Raw genomic sequence first — 16,458 nt, forward strand, 5'->3', positions numbered from 1 at the left:
GGGATACCTGGACATCGCCATGCTCAGCGCCTACGACCTCACGATTGCTCACGGTGAATTCCCCGTGCTCCACGGCCTGTCGCTCGACATTCGTCCCGGCGAATTGCTCGTGCTGCTCGGCCGCAACGGCGCGGGCAAAAGTACCTTGCTCAAGGCACTCGCCGGCGAACCACTGCCGCCACGCACCCGGACCAGCGGCGCCATCACGCTCAACGGCGCACCGCTTGCCCGGTACTCGGCCTCGGCGCTGGCCCGTTTGCGCGCCGTATTGCCGCAGACCGCGCAGTTGTCGTTCCCGTTCAGTGCGCTGGAAATCGTGACGATGGGTCGGTTGCCGTTTCCCAAGTCCGGCAAGCGCGATCACGACATCGCGGCCCTCGCGCTGGAGAAGGCTGGCGCGTTGCCGCTGATGCATCGCGACGTCATGACGCTCTCGGGCGGCGAGTGGGCACGGGTACAGTTCGCCCGCGTGCTGGCACAGCTTTGGCCGGACGCGGACGCCTCGGTCCCGTCGGTGGCATCAGTGCCATCGGTGCCACGTTATCTGCTGCTCGACGAACCGACGGCGGCGCTCGATCTGGCGCATCAGCATCACCTACTGGCGCTCACACGCGAATTGGCAAAGTCATGGGGGTTCGGGGCGATGGCCATCGTGCATGACATCAACCTCGCGGCGCGCCATGCCGACCGGATGGCCCTGCTTGCCGATGGCCGCATTCTCGCGACCGGCACGCCGCACGAAGTGATGCGTCCCGATCTCATCGAGACGACGCTGGGGCTTGCCGTGCATGTCATCACGCCGGGGACGCCCGAGGCGACGATGGGCTATCCGGCATCGATGGCGACGGCCGCAACAAGCGTGCCGTTCGCGTTACCCGCCTGAGCAGCGGTCAGGACGCGGGCACGCCATCCTTTGCCAGATTGGCACGGGCACACAGCACCGCGGCCAGATCCCACAACGCGTAACCCACGCTCTTGAAGAGCACCGGCCCGCTTGAGCGATAGCGATCCGGGGTGATGATCGCGTCCATGAGCGGCGCCGCACGGGCCCAGTCGATGGCGGCATGTAGCAAATCGCCGGCCTCGTGCTTCACCTCCCACGTATCGACCACCAGCGTGCCGCGCACGGCTGCGTCGCGGCACAACTGCGGCGGCAATTCACGCATGTCGGGACGAAACGCGCCTACGCCCGCCACGAAGATGTCGTCGCGCCAGCGCATCGTGTCGCTGTCCGGCAACACGGGTTCGCTGCTGGTCGTGGCCGTGACCACGATGCTCACAGTACTGAGTGCCGGCTCGATGGCATCGACGACGGTGGCCTCCACGCCGAGGGTCGCCGCATGCTCGGCCAGCGCATGCGCGCGCTCGGGACTGCGCGAGAAGATCATGAAATGACGCGTCCCCATGCCCGCCGCGAACGCTTCGAGATGCGCGCGGGCCTGCACACCCGCACCAACGATCAGCACGGGTCCTTTCGGACGCGGTGCAAACTTTCGCGCAGCGAAGAGTGTCACGGCGGCGGTTCGGCGTCCGGTCACTGTCGGCCCGTCGAGCAACATCAGGCGCTCGCCCGTGTGCGGATCGAACACCATCACTTCGCCGATGATCGACGGCTTGCCCGCGCGACAATTCTCGGGGTGAACGGTAATGTGCTTGGTCATCGCGACGTCGCGATTGACGGCTGGCATGACGAGCAGCACGCCGCCACGGCGGCCGCGTTCGGGTTCGGTCAGGGGAAAATGCAGACGCTCCGGTGCGCGCGCGGTGCCTGAGCGCATCTCCATGAGCATGGCCTCGATGCCATCGGCCAACTGGGGATAAGGCAACAACTGCGCGGTCTGGTGCGCATCCAGCGTGATCATCGATTGTCTCCGCTTCGGGGCGTGCGCCATCGAACGCCGGAGCTCGCACTCATCGCCGTTGCATCGCGTCACGCTTTGCCAAGTCTGATTTCAGTGTAGCGCGCATCGCGGTAACGCGTCTGCCACATCAAAATTTAATCGTGACAATTCGTATCGATGCTTCCCTATCGGCATCGGTGTCGGCATCGGTGTCGGCATCGGCGTCTGCAGGCAGGGTCGCGCACATACGCTCAGCGGCTCGCGTTGCGCATGCGCTTGTCGTCGCTCACGCTCGCACCGCGTACCTCGAAACGCACACTGTCACGCACCGCACCGGAGGCGTCCACGAGTTCGAGTACGTGACGCCCCGGCCACGGCAACCATCCCACACGCGCAGTGCCCGAGAGCGGCTTGCCGTCGAGTCGCCACGCAGCGCCCTTGGGCCATGCGGCCGCCACCTGGAACCACACCCGCTGATTGGCCGGAGGAATGTCCGGGTCGAGGGCGACGATGGTTCCGTCCGCAGGCCCCGCAATGCGCCAGAGCGGCCCGCCGGGCGCCTTGCTCGCGAGCGCCGACAGCGCAATGGTGCTTTGCGACGTGCCCGGTAAAAACCACTCTTCACGTGCAGGTTCAACGTGCTCGGCATACTGCACTGCGACATGTTCGAGCCCGGGCGGCGGCATGGGCGGCGCGCTGGCCGTACGACGATGCAGGAAGTCCATCAAGCGGTGCCAGATCGGCGCCGCCCCGGAGACACCGGAGACGTCCCACATCGGCGCGCCATCCGCATTGCCGACCCACACGCCCACCGTGTAGCGGCGCGAGTAGCCCACTGCCCAGTTGTCGCGCATGTCCTTGCTCGTGCCTGTCTTCACCGCTGTCCAGTACCGGGTGGAAAGCGGGCTGTCCAGACCGAACGTGCGCGTGCGCGCCTGCCGGTCGGCGATCATGTCCGAGACGATGAAGCTCACCTGCGGCGAGAAAACGACCGTATTCGCACCCTGTCGGGTCGCGGCTTTCGCGGTGCCTTTCTTGCCCGGGTCGGATGGGCGCGAGGTCGACGACGTGGACGGCGTTGACGTGAGGGGCCTGTCGTCCCGGCCTGACATACGCTCAGTCGTTGCGCTCACCATGCCGCCGTTCGCCAGCGCACGATAGGCGTTCGTGAGCGACAACAAAGTGACATCCGCACTGCCCAGCGCCAGACTGAACCCGTAGTAGTCGCCGCTTTGCGTGAGCGGCAATCCGAGCGTCACGAGCGTTTGCGCAAACCGGCGCGGCGTGACCATCACCAGCGTGCGCACGGCAGGCACGTTCAGCGACGACCCCAATGCCGTACGCGTGCTTACCCATCCCTTGAAGTGACGGTCGTAGTTTTGCGGAATGTACAGACCGCCGCCCGTGGGCAAATCGATGGGCGAATCGTCCAGCAGCGATGCGGCTGTCAGACGTTCCTCGGCGATGGCCTGCGCGTAGAGAAACGGTTTGAGCGTGGAGCCTGCCTGACGCAGCGACGTAACACCATCGACCTGCGACGCCGACGACAGCACGCCTGATGAGCCGACCCAAGCAAGAATGTCGCCACTCGCATTGTCGATCACGACAATGGCGCCATCCTGAACATTGCGTGAGCGCCCCGGTGCGCTCAACTCACGCAGGGTTTGCTGGAGCGTATTGACGGCCACCCGCTGAAGATTCGCGTCCAGCGTGCTGGTAATCCGCGTGCCTGCCGGGGGGCGAGTTTCGTTAAAGACGCGTCGCGCGAAATGCGGCGCCAGATTGACGGCATCTCGCGTGGCCATCACGCTCGCGGGGCGCGAGAACACGAGTTGCGTATAGCCTTCCAATCCGCTGCAATCAGCCGCTTGCCCGATATCCTTGAGAATGCCGCAGGCACGCTGCGAGACACGCGCCGCAGGTGCATTGGGCGCACGCAGCAGCGCGACGGCCAGCGCCGCCTCACGGGCGTCCAGGCCGCTCGGGAGTTTGCCGAAGAGTGTCTGAGAAACGGCCGAAATGCCGACGAGCTCTCCGCGAAACGGCACGAGATTGAGATACGCCTCGAGAATTTGGTCCTTGCGCCAGCGCTGCTCCAGCCACACGGCTGTCGCGGCCTGCCCGATCTTTTGCGTCACCGAACGATTTCGCGCACTCGGGCGCAGATCGTCGTCGAGCAACCCCGCCAGCTGCATGGTCAGCGTCGACGCGCCGCGCGTGCGTGAATGCCAGAGATTGCCCCAAGCGGCAGCGGCCACGCCTCGCCAGTCGACCCCGCTGTGCTCGTAAAAACGCTTGTCCTCGGAGACGATCAGCGCCTGACGAAAAGCGGGCGAGACTTCGGCGAGCGTGATCCAGTCGCCGCGTTGCGCCTGCATGTCAGCGCGTAGCCGCTGCACAGGCTCACCACGGCGATCCAGCAGAATCCAGTCCGACGCGCGCCAGTCCTGACGCACTTCCTCAAAAGTCGGTACCGCGCTGGCGGTCGCGGGTGTGGTGAGCATGGCGACCGTGAGCGCTAAACTCAGCATCAGCTTGCGTGCAAGTTCCCGCGACATCAGACGCACGCCGCGGCAGCGACGCACTCCACGCGCTCCACGCACTCCGCGTACTGCGCGTCCGCCATGCGCTACACGCCCTCCACGCACTGCGACCATCACACCATCCTTTGCCATGCGTTTATTGCGCAGCGCCCTGTGCCGGGTGCGACGCCCGCGGCGCCATCACCCCCGCGACGAGCAAAAGCTGTGCGAGCGCGTAAAGAATCCAGATGGCGTACTCCTGCGCGGGGACCGACCCCACGAAACGGGTGGTGCCGATGAGCGCATCCGATACCGTGAACAGCAACGCGCCGACAGCAGCCCATTCTGCGCGAAGCTCGGCGAGCAGCGCCGCCGTCGCCATCATGGCCAACACGATCACATAGCAGGCGACCGGCGCCTTGAGCGCGCCCATGCCGGGCCAGTACATGGCGTACGACAGCGCCGCCGCGATCCAGACGACGCCAATCGCGATACGGTGCCACATCGGCACGGCGCCCCACCGACGACGCACGCGCCAGAACAGTACGAAATACGCGAGGTGCGCCACCAGAAAAGCCCCCAGTCCCATGACGAAGCCCTGCGCCAATGTCGGAATGGCGAGCAGGACATCCCCTGCGCCCGAAAAGATCAGCGCCGCGCAAAGCCAGCTGCGTTCGCCGGGCACGCGGTGATACATCGCGGCAAACAGCAACAGCGCACACAGGAAGAGCTTCGCGATGGCCTGGTCGGCATATGGCGTACTACGCAGCGACAAGGCGTAGGCAGCGCCCGCGATTGCGGCGAGCCACCAGAAGCGACGCGCCTCGCGCGGTAGCGCCGCCGCCGGTGCAAAGAAGTTCGACGTCATCTCGTTGCGTCTCCTGTTGCGTCTCCTGTTGCATCGCCCATTGCCTCTCCCGTTCGGCCGTCCCGTGCCTGTTCCCTTCCGTCGGCGTGCTTCATGGCTTTGCCGGCACCACCTGCACCGGCGGGTTGGGCGACTCACCATACATCGCGGGTTCATACATCGCTTCCACACGCGTTGGCGGGGTCGCGAATTTGCCCACGTTGTTCAGGCGAACGGTGTACTCGATCCGATGCTGCCCCTTCGGCAGATAGTCGTAGTACGCACGATAGGCGTCCTGCGCGCGCTCCTCGAATGCGGGCATTGCGCCTTCGCTCTTCTCGCCCTGTGTAGCGATAGCTGAGTCGCGTCCGAGACCGCCGCCCAGAACGGTCGCACCGCCGGGCAGGGGATCGCTGACCACCACCCAACGCATGTCCGCCTGCGCATCGATATCGAGCCGTACCCGCAGTACCGCACCGCGCACGAAGCTGTCCCCCGACCGTTCAGCGGCATCCTGTACCTGGACACTGCGCGTCACACGGTAGCCTGCCGCGAAAGGCGCCTTGAGCGGCACCGCCGCCAGACTCTGGATCGTGGCCCAGGGCTTGCCTGCCCCCGTCTGCTCCAGACGCAGGACATCTCGCCCGTTGTCAGCGCCGGCCTTGGCGTTGGCAAGCCACGGCAACGAGATCGCGGGCGGCACAGCGCCTGCCTTCAGCTTGTCCCAATCCACGCTCTGCACACCGCCGCTCGTCTGATTGTCGCTCTGCCACTGAACCGAGGTGTGCCCCGACGGTGTCTCCCGTTCGAAGCGAGCGGAGAACCGATCCACCGCCAGACCGCCCCACACGTTGGCCGTCGTCGTCGACCAGGCGCCGCGCGATTGCAGCCCCAGCAGACCGATGACGAGACGCGGCATTTCGTCCTTCCATGCGGGGTTCGCGTTCATCAGCAGCGCCAGTCGCGCCGCGTTGGTTTCCGGTCCGACCATGAGCCACCAGAGACCGTCGCTGCCTTGCGTCGAGAAACCCACACGTGTGCCCTGATACGTCAGACGCGCCCGAAGGATCTGCTCGGCCTGCGCCAGCCGCTCGGTGCGCTGCGGTACATCGGGCATCCGTTGCAGGATCGCGTACCAGTCGATCACGGCTGACGTCGGCCAGTCGTTCGGTGCAATCGTGAGCGAGCCGAGCATGCGCGCGTTCGCCCGGCCATAGCGCGACAACGCCTCGATGGCACTGAGCTTGCGCAGGGTGAGGTCGTCGCGCGGCGCCCAGAAACGGCGGGTGAGACGCCCTTCCACGAATGCCGTCAGACCATCCGCCATGCGCGCCAGTGCGTCGTCCGGCAGGCCATATGCCGGGTCGAGCGCCTTGGCTTCGTTGCTCATCGCCAGCAGATAAGCCGTCAGCGTATCGCTGCCCTGGTTGGCAAAGCCTTCCTGCGGTGGGAAATAGCTCGCGAGACCGTCTTCGTCCAGATAGGACGGCAAGGTGCCCATCACGCGCTTCCACTGCGCCACGTCCCGCAGACCGAGCGCCTTCGATGCCTGTTGCTCCAGACACGCGTAGGGATACAACTCGAACCAACGCTTCACCCCCGGCAATCCTTGCGACAGACGCGGCTGCAGACTGACGCGAACGCCACCGCGCAACTTGCCTGTACTGTCGGCGACGGCACCGGCTGGCGGGGCCATTGGCAAAGTGAGACTGCCTTCGACCTGCATGAGGACCGACTGCTGGACGCTCGCAGGCAGCGACGGCTGGATGTCCTGCCCCACCTTGATGGCGTCGCTTGCCGCAGGAGCGCCACCGGCCGCAGGCGCCTGTGCGCTGACCTCCCACAGCACCCGCTGTGCACGGGTGTCCGCCAACCCGGTGGGCGCGGTCACTTCCCACGCCACTTCCCGCGACTCGCCGGCCGGTACGGCCACGCTCTGCGGCGCCGATGTCAGTTGGGTCGCGCGCGCGCTCAACTGCACCTGCATGGCATGCTGGGTCGTATTGCGCACGGTGAACTGTGCACGGTAGTTGTCGCCCTCGCGCACCAACGGCGGCAGCCCGGAAATCAGCTGCAAATCCTGCGTGGCGCGAATGGTCGCCGATCCCGTACCGAACCAGCCGAGCGCCTGCGTGCCCGGCTTGCCGTCGTCCGCCACCGCCACGATGCGAAAGCTCGACAGAGAGTCATTGAGCGGCACATCGACCGTCGCTTCTCCCTTGTCGTCGAGAACCACGCGGGGTTGCCACAGCAACAGCGTGTCGAACAACTCGCGTGTCGGGCTCTTGCCCCCGCCACCGCCGGCAGGCACGGCCTTGCGTCCGTAATGCCGACGGCCGATGATCTCCATCTGCGCGGTCGCCGTCGTCACCGTATAGCTGCGGCGCTGCCACATGGCGTCGAGCAGATTCCAGCTGGTGTTCGGCGCGAGTTCCAGCAGCGCTTCGTCCACCGCAGCCACGGCCACCTCTGAGCCGGCCGCCACCGGCTTGCCGTCCGGTTGCGTGACCTTGATGCGCACCTTGGCGCGCCCCCGCACCGGATAGGTGGTCGCATCGGGCTTCACCTCCACCGTCAGACGTTGCCCGGCCGTCCCCACACGCAACTCGGTCAGACCGAAGCGATAGGCCGGCTTGCCCAGATCTACCAGCCCCGTGGGCGCCTGATATTCGCGCCCCTCGTACCAGAACGCCCGGAACCACTCCAGCGGCTGTTTCCAGCCCCACTGAAAGAACGAGTACCAGGGCACCTCATGAATCCGCCCTCGCACCGCGAGCACCGAAACGTAGACGTTCGGTCCCCACGCGGGATCGACTTTCAGGGAGATATTCGGCTCCTTGCCCGAAATCTCCATGGTTCGCGTCTCCATGACGCCTTCGCGCTCGATCGCCACGAGCGCCGTCGCCGTGCGGAACGGCATGCGAACTTGCAACTTGGCCGTCTCGCCCGGCTCGTAAGCGCGGCGCTCCGGCAGCACGTCCATGCGATCGGTGTTGTCCCCGCCGAACCAGACTTCGCCTCGGCCGGTGACCCAGACAGCGGTTGTCGACGTGCTCAGATTGCCCTTGTCATCTTTCGCCTGCGCCACCAGCATGACTTCGCCCGGTTGTGAGAGCGACACATCGCAGGACAATTGCCCCCGCTCGTCAGTCTTGCCACTGCACACCTTGCCGAGATCCTTGACCTCAGTGCGATTGTCGTAAGCGTAGAAGCCGCCAACCATGCGTTTGCGGCTACTGGTCGTGATACGCGCCTCGGCGCGCACTTCCATTGCCACGCCAGACTTGGGCTTGCCTTGCAGGTCGAGCGCCAACGCCTTGACCGGCAGCTTGTTCGTGACCGATACCCAACTCTCGCTGCGCACACCGGTAATCAGATTGGCCGGCCACAGGGTAGCGTTGCCGCGCAGCGTCTGAATCTCGCCGTTGGGGTCGGCAAAGCTCGCTTCGAGCACCAGATCGCTCGGGCGATCCACCTTTGGCAGATCCTTGAGCGTCAGACTTCCCACGCCGTTGCGATCGAGCACCAGTCTCTGTTTATCGGCGACAAGCTTCTGATCGCTGGACCCCGACGTTTCGTCGCTACCGGCATCGTCATCGTCGCCACCCGACTGCGCTGACGGCGGACGATACGGCGTAAAACTGAAATCGTCGTAGCCGTCGAACGTCAGATCGCGCACGCGCATCAAGGCCGACACACGAACGGGCAGGTTGCCCGCCGGCCCGCCGGCGACGTAATTGACCTGCACGTTGACGGGGGCTTCCGTCTTGTTGATGAGGGGCGATTTTGCCGCGTCACGCACGCCGATCGATCCTGTCAGCACGGGCAGACGGAACGCCTCCACCCGGAAACGCCCTGCATCGAGCGACTGCGGATACGTCTTGGGTCGCGAGTCGTTATCCGCGTAGTTCAGCGTGACGGTATATTCGCCAAGCTTTGCGCCCGGCGGGATCTGGAACGTGTTTTCGGCAAGCCGACCGTTACGCCACGTGACAGGCTGCGTATACGTCTGACCCGAGCCCTCATGCGTGATCGTCAACTGAGACGGCAAGCTGGCGGGCAACGCGAGCCCCTGCATCGTCTCCTGACGGATGAAGTGCTTCATCGATACCGTCTCGCCGACGCGGAACAGCATGCGGTCGAACACCGTCTGCGCACGAACCGTCGGGCTGTCGCCACCGTCGGTCGGCACATGGAAGCGCCACGGCTCGATACCGCGATCCCAGTCGGACGACACGAACGCCATGTCAGGATCGTTGCCCTGCGTGCGCGCCACCACAAAGTAGCCGGAGCGTCCCGTCTTCTGGCAATACCGGTAACGTTCGAGCGCCTTGTCGAACCTGGCGACCCCCGTCTTGTCGGTCACGGCGCTCGCGACTTCGCTGCCGTCGCAATCCAGCACCCGCACCTTGGCATTGGCGACAGGCTGCCCCTTGTCGAGCGTGGTCACCCAAGCAAGCGCGTTCTCACGCCCCATCTTGAAGTGCACGCCAAGATTCGTGACGAGCACCGTCGTGCGCACGTACATTGGCAGCGACTTGCCCAGCAACGCTGCGCCGAGCGATTGCGATGCCAGTTCCACGACATAGAAACCCGGCTTCTGGAAGGGAATCCCAACCACCTCGAACGGTCGCGGATCCTTCTCCTTTGGCACCGGCAGCGTGAGCGCCTGAACGCCCTGCAATCCAGAGAGCAGCGACAGGCTGCGCGTGTCGTACCGCGTGATCTTGTCTTCGACGATAGCCGCTGCGTTAGGTCCGAACGATTCCTTTGCCGCTGGCGCAGTCAGGATCGAAGGCATTTCCTCGGCGATCTGCTTGCGCGTCATCGTCGTTTCGTCGAAGCGCCGCACGCGAGACATCCATGCCATGACCTGTGCGTCGTCATCCACCCGCAATTGCAAGGTACGACCGGCTGCGGCTTCTCCGGACACGCCGAGACCATGGATTTGCAAGGCCGGTTCGACCTTGCGTAATGTGACCGGCAGCATGGGCGGCATGCCCGGTTCCGCGAAGCGCTCCACGATACCGAACGGCGCGGCCGCAAACTTGGCCAACGGCGGCATCGTTGCCGTTCTGGTCTTCAACGGGAATTCACTGGCGTTGTCGAGCGCCCGGCCGCTGTCGTCCGTGAACCCGGTCGGCAGCGAAAGTGTCAGTTCGGCCTTTTCCGGGAAAGGCGCTTCGAACGAGACGTCCACCACGCTGGAGGAACGTTCCGTATCGCTAAACTTCGGAGCGCGCTCGGCGCCGGCGCCCTGCAGCCGGATCCTGGCGGCCATGTCACGTGCGACCGGTGAGTTGAACGTGAGGCGCAGCGGCCGCAACGGCGTGCATGGCGCATTGGCATTCTCCCGCTCGCAACTGAAGCTGGCGGTGAACGGTTCGCGCACCTCATACTCGAAACGTCGCGCCTGCTTTGTTGGCACGCCGGACGGCGTGGCAATCCCCGCGCCCCAGACCAGATGCATTTTCGCGCCCGCGGCTAGCGTGCGATTGCATTGCAGCATGACCACGCGCCCCGACTGCTTGTCGAGATTGAAGCGCTTGAGCAACGCCGTGCGTGTGTCGCCCTCGATCCACTTCACGCCGATACGCTCGCCGATACCTTCCGTTTCGCACCATGCGTTCTGGCGCACACTCCCGGGATTGGCCGCACCGTTGAGCGTGAGGATAAATATCTGATTCTCGTCGATGGGGCCATACGACGGTCGGATGGACGAGACTGCCGGGCCGCCGGTATTGAATGCGTACTTCGTGGCGCCGGACAGGGCTGTGCCCGAGACGGCGGACAGGCCGCTTCGCATCTCGACGGAACACTTCGCCCCCGGCGGCAAATCGCCCTTGAAATCGTAGACCCAGATCTTGGGTTCGAGCCAATGGCCGTCGCCGGTCAACGAGGCATCGGAACACCTTACGGCGGCCGGTGCCGTCGCGCGAGGATCACCGGCGGGAACCATCGCTTCGTCGAATTTGACGACCACCTGGCTCACGCTGGCGACTTCGCCCTGCGGGCTGACGCTCACCACGCGTGCCGCCTGCGCAGGCGATACCGCGAGCATTCCAAGACTCAGCGCCGCCCACGCCAGTGGCGCAGCCGGCCAGACGCGTTGCGTTCGGCTATGCATGCCGGACTCCTCCCGGGTTCTGGTGAGGCGATTCTAACCCGCAGTCTTTGGCATCTCGAACCGTTTCCCAACAGAACCGGGACGGAATTCGATATTTAGGATGGGAGACGCGCCCGGGTCGGAAACGTCTTAGTCATCCGTTCGGAATTCGTCTCAATCGTTGCGCGGATCGTCGTCCGGGAATCGGGCTATGTCACACTGACATCTTTCCTCGATCTTTCCGCATTCTCTACGTACACCCCTCATGTCCGTCGCCTTTCTCCATCCGAAAAAGAACGCACTGGTCTATCTGGTGAAGATTCTCAGCGGCTCGCTGATCGTCTGGTTCGGTCTGCGCGCGGCGGGCTTCCCCGAGCCCTATTGGGCGATGATTTCGCTCATTATCGTGACCGAGCCGGACCCGCTGCAGGCGCGCAGCAATTTCAAGGCGCGCACGGTCAACACGATTACGGGCGCGATCGTGGCATGTATCGTCTTGCTGGTGATGGGGCCGGGACTCGCGGCGATGCTCGTGGGGATTACGATCGCCACGCTGGCGGCAATGCTGGTGCAGAACTACCCGGCGAACTGGCGGCTCGGGCCCGCGACTGTGGTCATTCTGATGTCGGCGGCGCTCAGCGGGCAGGGGCAAGGCCTGCACGAAGAACTGAGCCTCGCCATGCTGCGTGTGATCGAAGTGCTTATCGGGTCGACCGTTGCGCTGATCCAGTCGCTGATCTACGGACGATATGTGAAGCCGTTGCTAATGCCGGAGGACTGAGCGCTGCGCATCGGGCGACGCAGGCGTGAGCGAAAACGACTGATGTGGCGTCGAGTGCCATGCGCGCCCGACGCCCTCTGGATAGATCGACGTGCCCGAGCCCGCATGGACTCGAGAACTCAGCGGCTTATCGCGACGCCGGCCGGTTGTTCGACAGGTAACTCAGTGGCAGCGCGTTGCTGCGCTTGAATGCGCTCAGCACGATGTTCGAACGCACGTTCTCCACGCCCGGCACCTGCATGAGGCGCTTCATTACGAATGCGGACAGTGCATTCAGATCCGGCACCACGATCCTCAAGAGGTAATCGGCTTCGCCGACGACCGCGTGGCATTCGAGCACTTCGGGCAGCAGATCGATTTCCGCCTGGAAACGTTCGATGACCTGATCGCCATGATGCTGCAGACGCAGTGTCGTGAAAGCCGTCACCGCCAGGCCCAATGCCTCGGGCCGCAACACCACGCGATACCCCTCGATGACACCTGCGGCTTCGAGCCGTTGCAGGCGCCGACCGATCTGCGACGCCGAGAGCGCCACATGCTCCGCCAACTGGTGATGGGTGGCCCGTCCTTCCTTCTGCAAGGCGTCCAGAAGGGCCAAATCGAAGCTATCCAGATCAAGCATGACGATTCTCCGCAATAAATCACATTTTTATGCGAAATTTATGCAAACGACTTTCACCACAGGCGCATTATGCGCCCATTTCGCATGCCATGCGCAATACACTTTCAATCATTGTCACCGCTTGATTGAGTCGTTCGCATCATGTCCCTTACTGCCATGCTCCAGGAGCAATTCGAAGCGGGTCTCGCGACCCGCCCCGACTTCACCATCGATCAACCCGTCGAGCAATACGGCGCGGTGGATCACGCGGTGTGGCAGCAACTCTACGAACGTCAGACGGCCATGCTGCCGGGCCGCGTGTGCGATGCCTTCATGGACGGCATCCGCGCTCTCGACATGGACGCTCGTCGCGTGCCGGAGTTCGATCGGCTGAACGAAAAACTGATCGCTGCGACCGGCTGGCAAGTCGTGGCGGTGCCCGGTCTCGTGCCGGATCACGTGTTCTTCGATCACCTCGCCAATCGACGCTTTCCCGCCACATGGTGGATGCGTCGCCCGGATCAGCTCGACTACCTTCAGGAACCCGATCTTTTCCATGACGTGTTCGGCCATGTGCCGTTGCTCGCCAATCCGGTGTTCGCCGACTTCATGCAAGCTTACGGGAAAGCCGGCACGGTCGCCCAATCGCTCGGCGCGTTGCCGCTGCTCGCTCGCCTGTACTGGTACACCGTCGAATTCGGTTTGATGCGTGATGGCAACGGCCTGCGCATCTACGGTGCGGGCATCGTCTCCAGTCGTGGTGAAACGGAGTTCTCGCTGACCTCGCACGAGCCCAACCGTGTCGGGTTCTCGTTGGAGCGCGTGTTACGCACGCAATACCGCATCGACACCTTTCAGCAGACGTACTTCGTGATCGACGACTTCGCACAGTTGTTCGACGCCATGCTCTCGGATCTGCCGACCCTGTTCAGGACGTTCGCCGCGCAACCCTCGTTCGAGGCCAACGCACGTCGTCCCGAGGACACGGAAGTTCTGCTGGCGGCATGATGGCACGGCCCGGGCATTCCGGACCGCAGTGTCCCAAGGTCTGCCCGCTGTCGTGACGTCGCCATCAAGGGCGCCCCGAGCCAACGCCACGCGCCCGATCTGCCCTTCCCGCGCGCGCTATCAGACAGCGCTTACACACAGGCTCGGTCCGGCTGTGGAACAATAGATCCATGAAACGGCGTCGCGCCGTTTCGTCGGTGTCGCATGGTGCTGCGTCGGATATTGAAGAGTCGTCCCCCCACACCGCACGCAGTCGTCTTCGACGCCGCATTGGTGCCGGTGGATTCCCATCCGTTCGAATGTTTGCATTCGCCCGATCGGCACCTGATCGCACCAAAGCTGCAACCAACTCGCATCAAATGCTTTGAAAGGAATGCCATGACAACACGACTCTCATCCGAGGAACGCGCCACGCTGGCCGAAGTGCTGCCCGAGTGGCACCAGGTGGTCGGACGCGACGCCATCCAGCGCAGTTTCACGTTTCACGACTTCAACGAAGCTTTCGGTTTCATGACGCAGGTCGCACTCAAGGCGGAGACCATGAACCATCACCCGGAGTGGTTCAACGTCTATAACCGCGTGGACATTACGCTATCGACGCACGACGCCGATGGCCTCACGCAGCGCGACATCGATCTGGCAACAGCCATCGATCAGTACGCCGGCGATCGCACGTCGGGCTGACGCATCACCGGCGTCACATGCTCAGCGCTTCGGCGCGAGCATCGTGCCGCGACACGCCTTGCTGCCACAGTGACAGGCGTATTCGCGTTTGAGTTTTTTGGTGTAGCGGGCGTCGATCACGAGACCGTAGTCGTAGAAGAGTTCTTCGCCCGCATCGATATCGCGCATCGCATAGATATAGACGCGATCCCCTTCCTCCCGCGCCTCGCAGTTCGGCGAGCAGGCATGGTTGATCCAACGAGCATTGTTGCCGTCGACCTTGCCGTCGATGCAGCGTCCGTCTTCCAGGCTGAAATAAAAGGTATGCGTCGGGTGCGCCGGATCATGCGGATGGCGGCGCAAGGCCTCGCGCCACGAAATGATCTCGCCCTTGTACTGGATCACGCGGTCCCCTTTCTTGAGACGCTTGACCGCATACACACCCTTCCCGTGGACGCCTGACTTTCTGACTTCGATTCTGCGCTTGGCTGCCATCTCTATGCGATGAGGTTTGGTGGATGCAAAAAAGCGCAGTGTACAGGCACGCGACGGACATGTGCGTGACAACGTCGGACGAAAAAAAAACGTCACCCGGTCGTGGATGACGTTCTCCCCCTGATTCGCGCCGCTCGGGTGCAACACCCGAGCGCGACAGACGATGGCCCGATGCTCAGGTCTTGCTGTACAGCTTCCACACCTTGTTACGCGTCGCCAGATCCGCCTCGACATGGGCATTGCAGTCGAGTGCGAGTCGCGAGTCGTCGTAGGTCGTATTGAAGTAGTTGCAATGGTAGGTGCCCTTGCCGCGCGCCGCCGTCTCGAAGTGTTCGCACGTCAGGCACATGCGCTGCTGCGGCACATCGCCCCGGCTCTCCATTGTCGAGATGAGCTTGACGAGCATGCGGTACAGCTGTGCCCTGTCCTTTTCGCTCAGCAGATCGGCGGCCGTGGTCACGAAACTTGCCCATTGCGACGCCCGCTTGGCCGACGTGCGTCCCTTCGCGGTGAGCCGCAGCGCCAGCGCACGACCATCGTTGGCGTCGCGCCGCTTTTCGACAAGCCCCTTGCTTTCCAGCGTACTCACGGCCTCGCTGACCGTGGCCGACGTCAGGGCGGCATCCTCCGCAATCTCGCCCAGTCGCATCGGTACGCCGCGCATGAGCAGGAGCGTAAGAATCTCACCCTGCGTCGGCGTCAATCCAGACAGTGCCGCGCCTTCCCAGGCGTGGCTCCGTAACGCGGTTCCCATGCGCAACAAGCCTGCCGTTACGCGCTTGGAGAGCGGTTCATCAAGTGGGGTCGGGGTAGCCATGATTTTCGTTAGGATTTCTAAAAACTATACGTCGATAAAACAGCTTGTCAAATGAACTCACGGGCGGTGCATCACACGTCTTGACCTCATGCATCGTATATTTTGGCGCCCCGCCCGGGGGAAACCCTAAGCTACTTCCGTGTCGATACTCGACGGCGAGTCGCTGTTGAACGCGCCGCCCCACCACGATTCCATTGTGTGTTCTGAGTTGAATTTTGGCGTATCAGTTCTTGTACTGATCTCCCAAATCCTACTCACGATGTTTACAAAATATTGGTGTCCTGCGCACTTGTTTGATCAAGCGGCGTATAGACAAAAATCATTTCGCATCCCATGCGAATTACATCGTTTGCTGAATTGGTGTAACGCGTCGCGCCGTATCAAAGCACGTCGTACCCCACACCAATTTTCAATCGGCCTGCAAACCCGCGTGGGACGTGGCTCGCAGACCGTAGCGATGCGTTTGCCGAACGCCGCGTCCCTGTTACGTCCCCCACGAAATTCCCTCGATATTCGAGATATCCCCGCATCGTCTTCCGCTCGTGACGCGCGCGCACGAATTCCCCTGCGTTTCGGACAGAACGCAAATGATTCGAAACACAACCGTCGGTCGTCAGCTTCCGAGGTCTGTGTCGGGCGAGAAAAAAGGGAAAGCACTGATCGGCGCGTCCGCAAGCAGCGGCATCGGGACACGCGAATTGAGAAATTTGACGGTAAGGACGCTCTCGCTCGTTACGGCCAGCAAAACCAACATCGCTCACTTCTTACACCACGTCC

General features: G+C 63.4%; 11 protein-coding genes. 4 read left to right on the forward strand and 7 right to left on the reverse strand.

What is annotated here, in order from left to right; translation table 11 throughout:
- Nucleotides 1-19: 19 nt before the first annotated feature.
- Nucleotides 20-883 (forward strand): heme ABC transporter ATP-binding protein, encoded by an 864-nt coding sequence (locus PCA31118_RS05535; protein ID WP_150623849.1) that lies wholly within the window; start codon nucleotides 20-22, stop codon nucleotides 881-883.
- Between the two features lie 7 nt (nucleotides 884-890).
- Here PCA31118_RS05535 and PCA31118_RS05540 read toward each other — a convergent pair whose 3' ends face one another.
- The 4 genes from PCA31118_RS05540 to PCA31118_RS05555 all read right to left on the reverse strand — a co-directional run bounded on the left by PCA31118_RS05540 (nucleotide 891) and on the right by PCA31118_RS05555 (nucleotide 11,337).
- Nucleotides 891-1,862 carry a delta(1)-pyrroline-2-carboxylate reductase family protein gene (locus PCA31118_RS05540; protein ID WP_150623851.1) on the reverse strand — a complete coding sequence of 324 codons (972 nt, stop codon included), beginning with the start codon at nucleotides 1,860-1,862 and terminating at the stop codon, nucleotides 891-893.
- A 230-nt stretch (nucleotides 1,863-2,092) separates the two neighbouring features.
- The gene (gene pbpC / locus PCA31118_RS05545) at nucleotides 2,093-4,399 is read right to left on the reverse strand and encodes a penicillin-binding protein 1C (protein ID WP_150623853.1); all 2,307 of its coding nucleotides are present in this window, start codon (nucleotides 4,397-4,399) and stop codon (nucleotides 2,093-2,095) included.
- Between the two features lie 121 nt (nucleotides 4,400-4,520).
- Nucleotides 4,521-5,231 carry a lysoplasmalogenase gene (locus PCA31118_RS05550; RefSeq protein WP_150623855.1) on the reverse strand — a complete coding sequence of 237 codons (711 nt, stop codon included), beginning with the start codon at nucleotides 5,229-5,231 and terminating at the stop codon, nucleotides 4,521-4,523.
- Between the two features lie 91 nt (nucleotides 5,232-5,322).
- Nucleotides 5,323-11,337, reverse strand: coding sequence for an alpha-2-macroglobulin family protein (locus PCA31118_RS05555; RefSeq protein ID WP_150623857.1), 6,015 nt, complete (start codon nucleotides 11,335-11,337; stop codon nucleotides 5,323-5,325).
- 244 nt (nucleotides 11,338-11,581) lie between these two features.
- On the opposite strand from PCA31118_RS05555, the gene PCA31118_RS05560 reads away from it, so the two are divergent.
- A complete protein-coding gene (locus tag PCA31118_RS05560) occupies nucleotides 11,582-12,097 on the forward strand; it encodes an FUSC family protein (RefSeq protein WP_150623859.1) in 516 nt (171 codons plus the stop codon).
- 127 nt (nucleotides 12,098-12,224) lie between these two features.
- Here the strand turns inward: PCA31118_RS05560 and PCA31118_RS05565 are convergent, their stop codons facing one another.
- On the reverse strand, nucleotides 12,225-12,719 hold the full coding sequence (locus PCA31118_RS05565; protein WP_039394205.1) for an Lrp/AsnC family transcriptional regulator: 495 nt from the start codon (nucleotides 12,717-12,719) through the stop codon (nucleotides 12,225-12,227).
- A gap of 141 nt (nucleotides 12,720-12,860) precedes the next feature.
- On the opposite strand from PCA31118_RS05565, the gene phhA reads away from it, so the two are divergent.
- On the forward strand, nucleotides 12,861-13,706 hold the full coding sequence (gene phhA, locus PCA31118_RS05570) for a phenylalanine 4-monooxygenase (protein ID WP_150623861.1): 846 nt from the start codon (nucleotides 12,861-12,863) through the stop codon (nucleotides 13,704-13,706).
- Between the two features lie 378 nt (nucleotides 13,707-14,084).
- Entirely contained in the window at nucleotides 14,085-14,390 is a 306-nt protein-coding gene (locus tag PCA31118_RS05575) for a 4a-hydroxytetrahydrobiopterin dehydratase (protein ID WP_150623863.1), read from the forward strand.
- 21 nt (nucleotides 14,391-14,411) lie between these two features.
- Here the strand turns inward: PCA31118_RS05575 and PCA31118_RS05580 are convergent, their stop codons facing one another.
- Together PCA31118_RS05580 and PCA31118_RS05585 are read right to left on the reverse strand one after the other, a co-directional pair.
- Entirely contained in the window at nucleotides 14,412-14,864 is a 453-nt protein-coding gene (locus PCA31118_RS05580; protein WP_044457528.1) for an SET domain-containing protein, read from the reverse strand.
- Nucleotides 14,865-15,039: 175 nt separating this feature from the next.
- The gene (locus tag PCA31118_RS05585; RefSeq protein WP_174990352.1) at nucleotides 15,040-15,681 is read right to left on the reverse strand and encodes a MarR family winged helix-turn-helix transcriptional regulator; all 642 of its coding nucleotides are present in this window, start codon (nucleotides 15,679-15,681) and stop codon (nucleotides 15,040-15,042) included.
- Nucleotides 15,682-16,458 lie beyond the last annotated feature (777 nt).

This window comes from Pandoraea captiosa (assembly GCF_902459775.1).
Lineage (GTDB): Bacteria > Pseudomonadota > Gammaproteobacteria > Burkholderiales > Burkholderiaceae > Pandoraea > Pandoraea captiosa.

What these genes read in the sequence shown, in the direction of transcription:
- PCA31118_RS05535 (WP_150623849.1), top strand. Translation starts at nt 20, where the DNA reads ATGCTCAGCGCCTACGACCTCACGATTGCTCACGGTGAATTCCCCGTG.
- PCA31118_RS05540 (WP_150623851.1), bottom strand. Translation starts at nt 1,862, where the DNA reads ATGATCACGCTGGATGCGCACCAGACCGCGCAGTTGTTGCCTTATCCC.
- pbpC (WP_150623853.1), bottom strand. Translation starts at nt 4,399, where the DNA reads ATGTCGCGGGAACTTGCACGCAAGCTGATGCTGAGTTTAGCGCTCACG.
- PCA31118_RS05550 (WP_150623855.1), bottom strand. Translation starts at nt 5,231, where the DNA reads ATGACGTCGAACTTCTTTGCACCGGCGGCGGCGCTACCGCGCGAGGCG.
- PCA31118_RS05555 (WP_150623857.1), bottom strand. Translation starts at nt 11,337, where the DNA reads ATGCATAGCCGAACGCAACGCGTCTGGCCGGCTGCGCCACTGGCGTGG.
- PCA31118_RS05560 (WP_150623859.1), top strand. Translation starts at nt 11,582, where the DNA reads ATGTCCGTCGCCTTTCTCCATCCGAAAAAGAACGCACTGGTCTATCTG.
- PCA31118_RS05565 (WP_039394205.1), bottom strand. Translation starts at nt 12,719, where the DNA reads ATGCTTGATCTGGATAGCTTCGATTTGGCCCTTCTGGACGCCTTGCAG.
- phhA (WP_150623861.1), top strand. Translation starts at nt 12,861, where the DNA reads ATGTCCCTTACTGCCATGCTCCAGGAGCAATTCGAAGCGGGTCTCGCG.
- PCA31118_RS05575 (WP_150623863.1), top strand. Translation starts at nt 14,085, where the DNA reads ATGACAACACGACTCTCATCCGAGGAACGCGCCACGCTGGCCGAAGTG.
- PCA31118_RS05580 (WP_044457528.1), bottom strand. Translation starts at nt 14,864, where the DNA reads ATGGCAGCCAAGCGCAGAATCGAAGTCAGAAAGTCAGGCGTCCACGGG.
- PCA31118_RS05585 (WP_174990352.1), bottom strand. Translation starts at nt 15,681, where the DNA reads ATGGCTACCCCGACCCCACTTGATGAACCGCTCTCCAAGCGCGTAACG.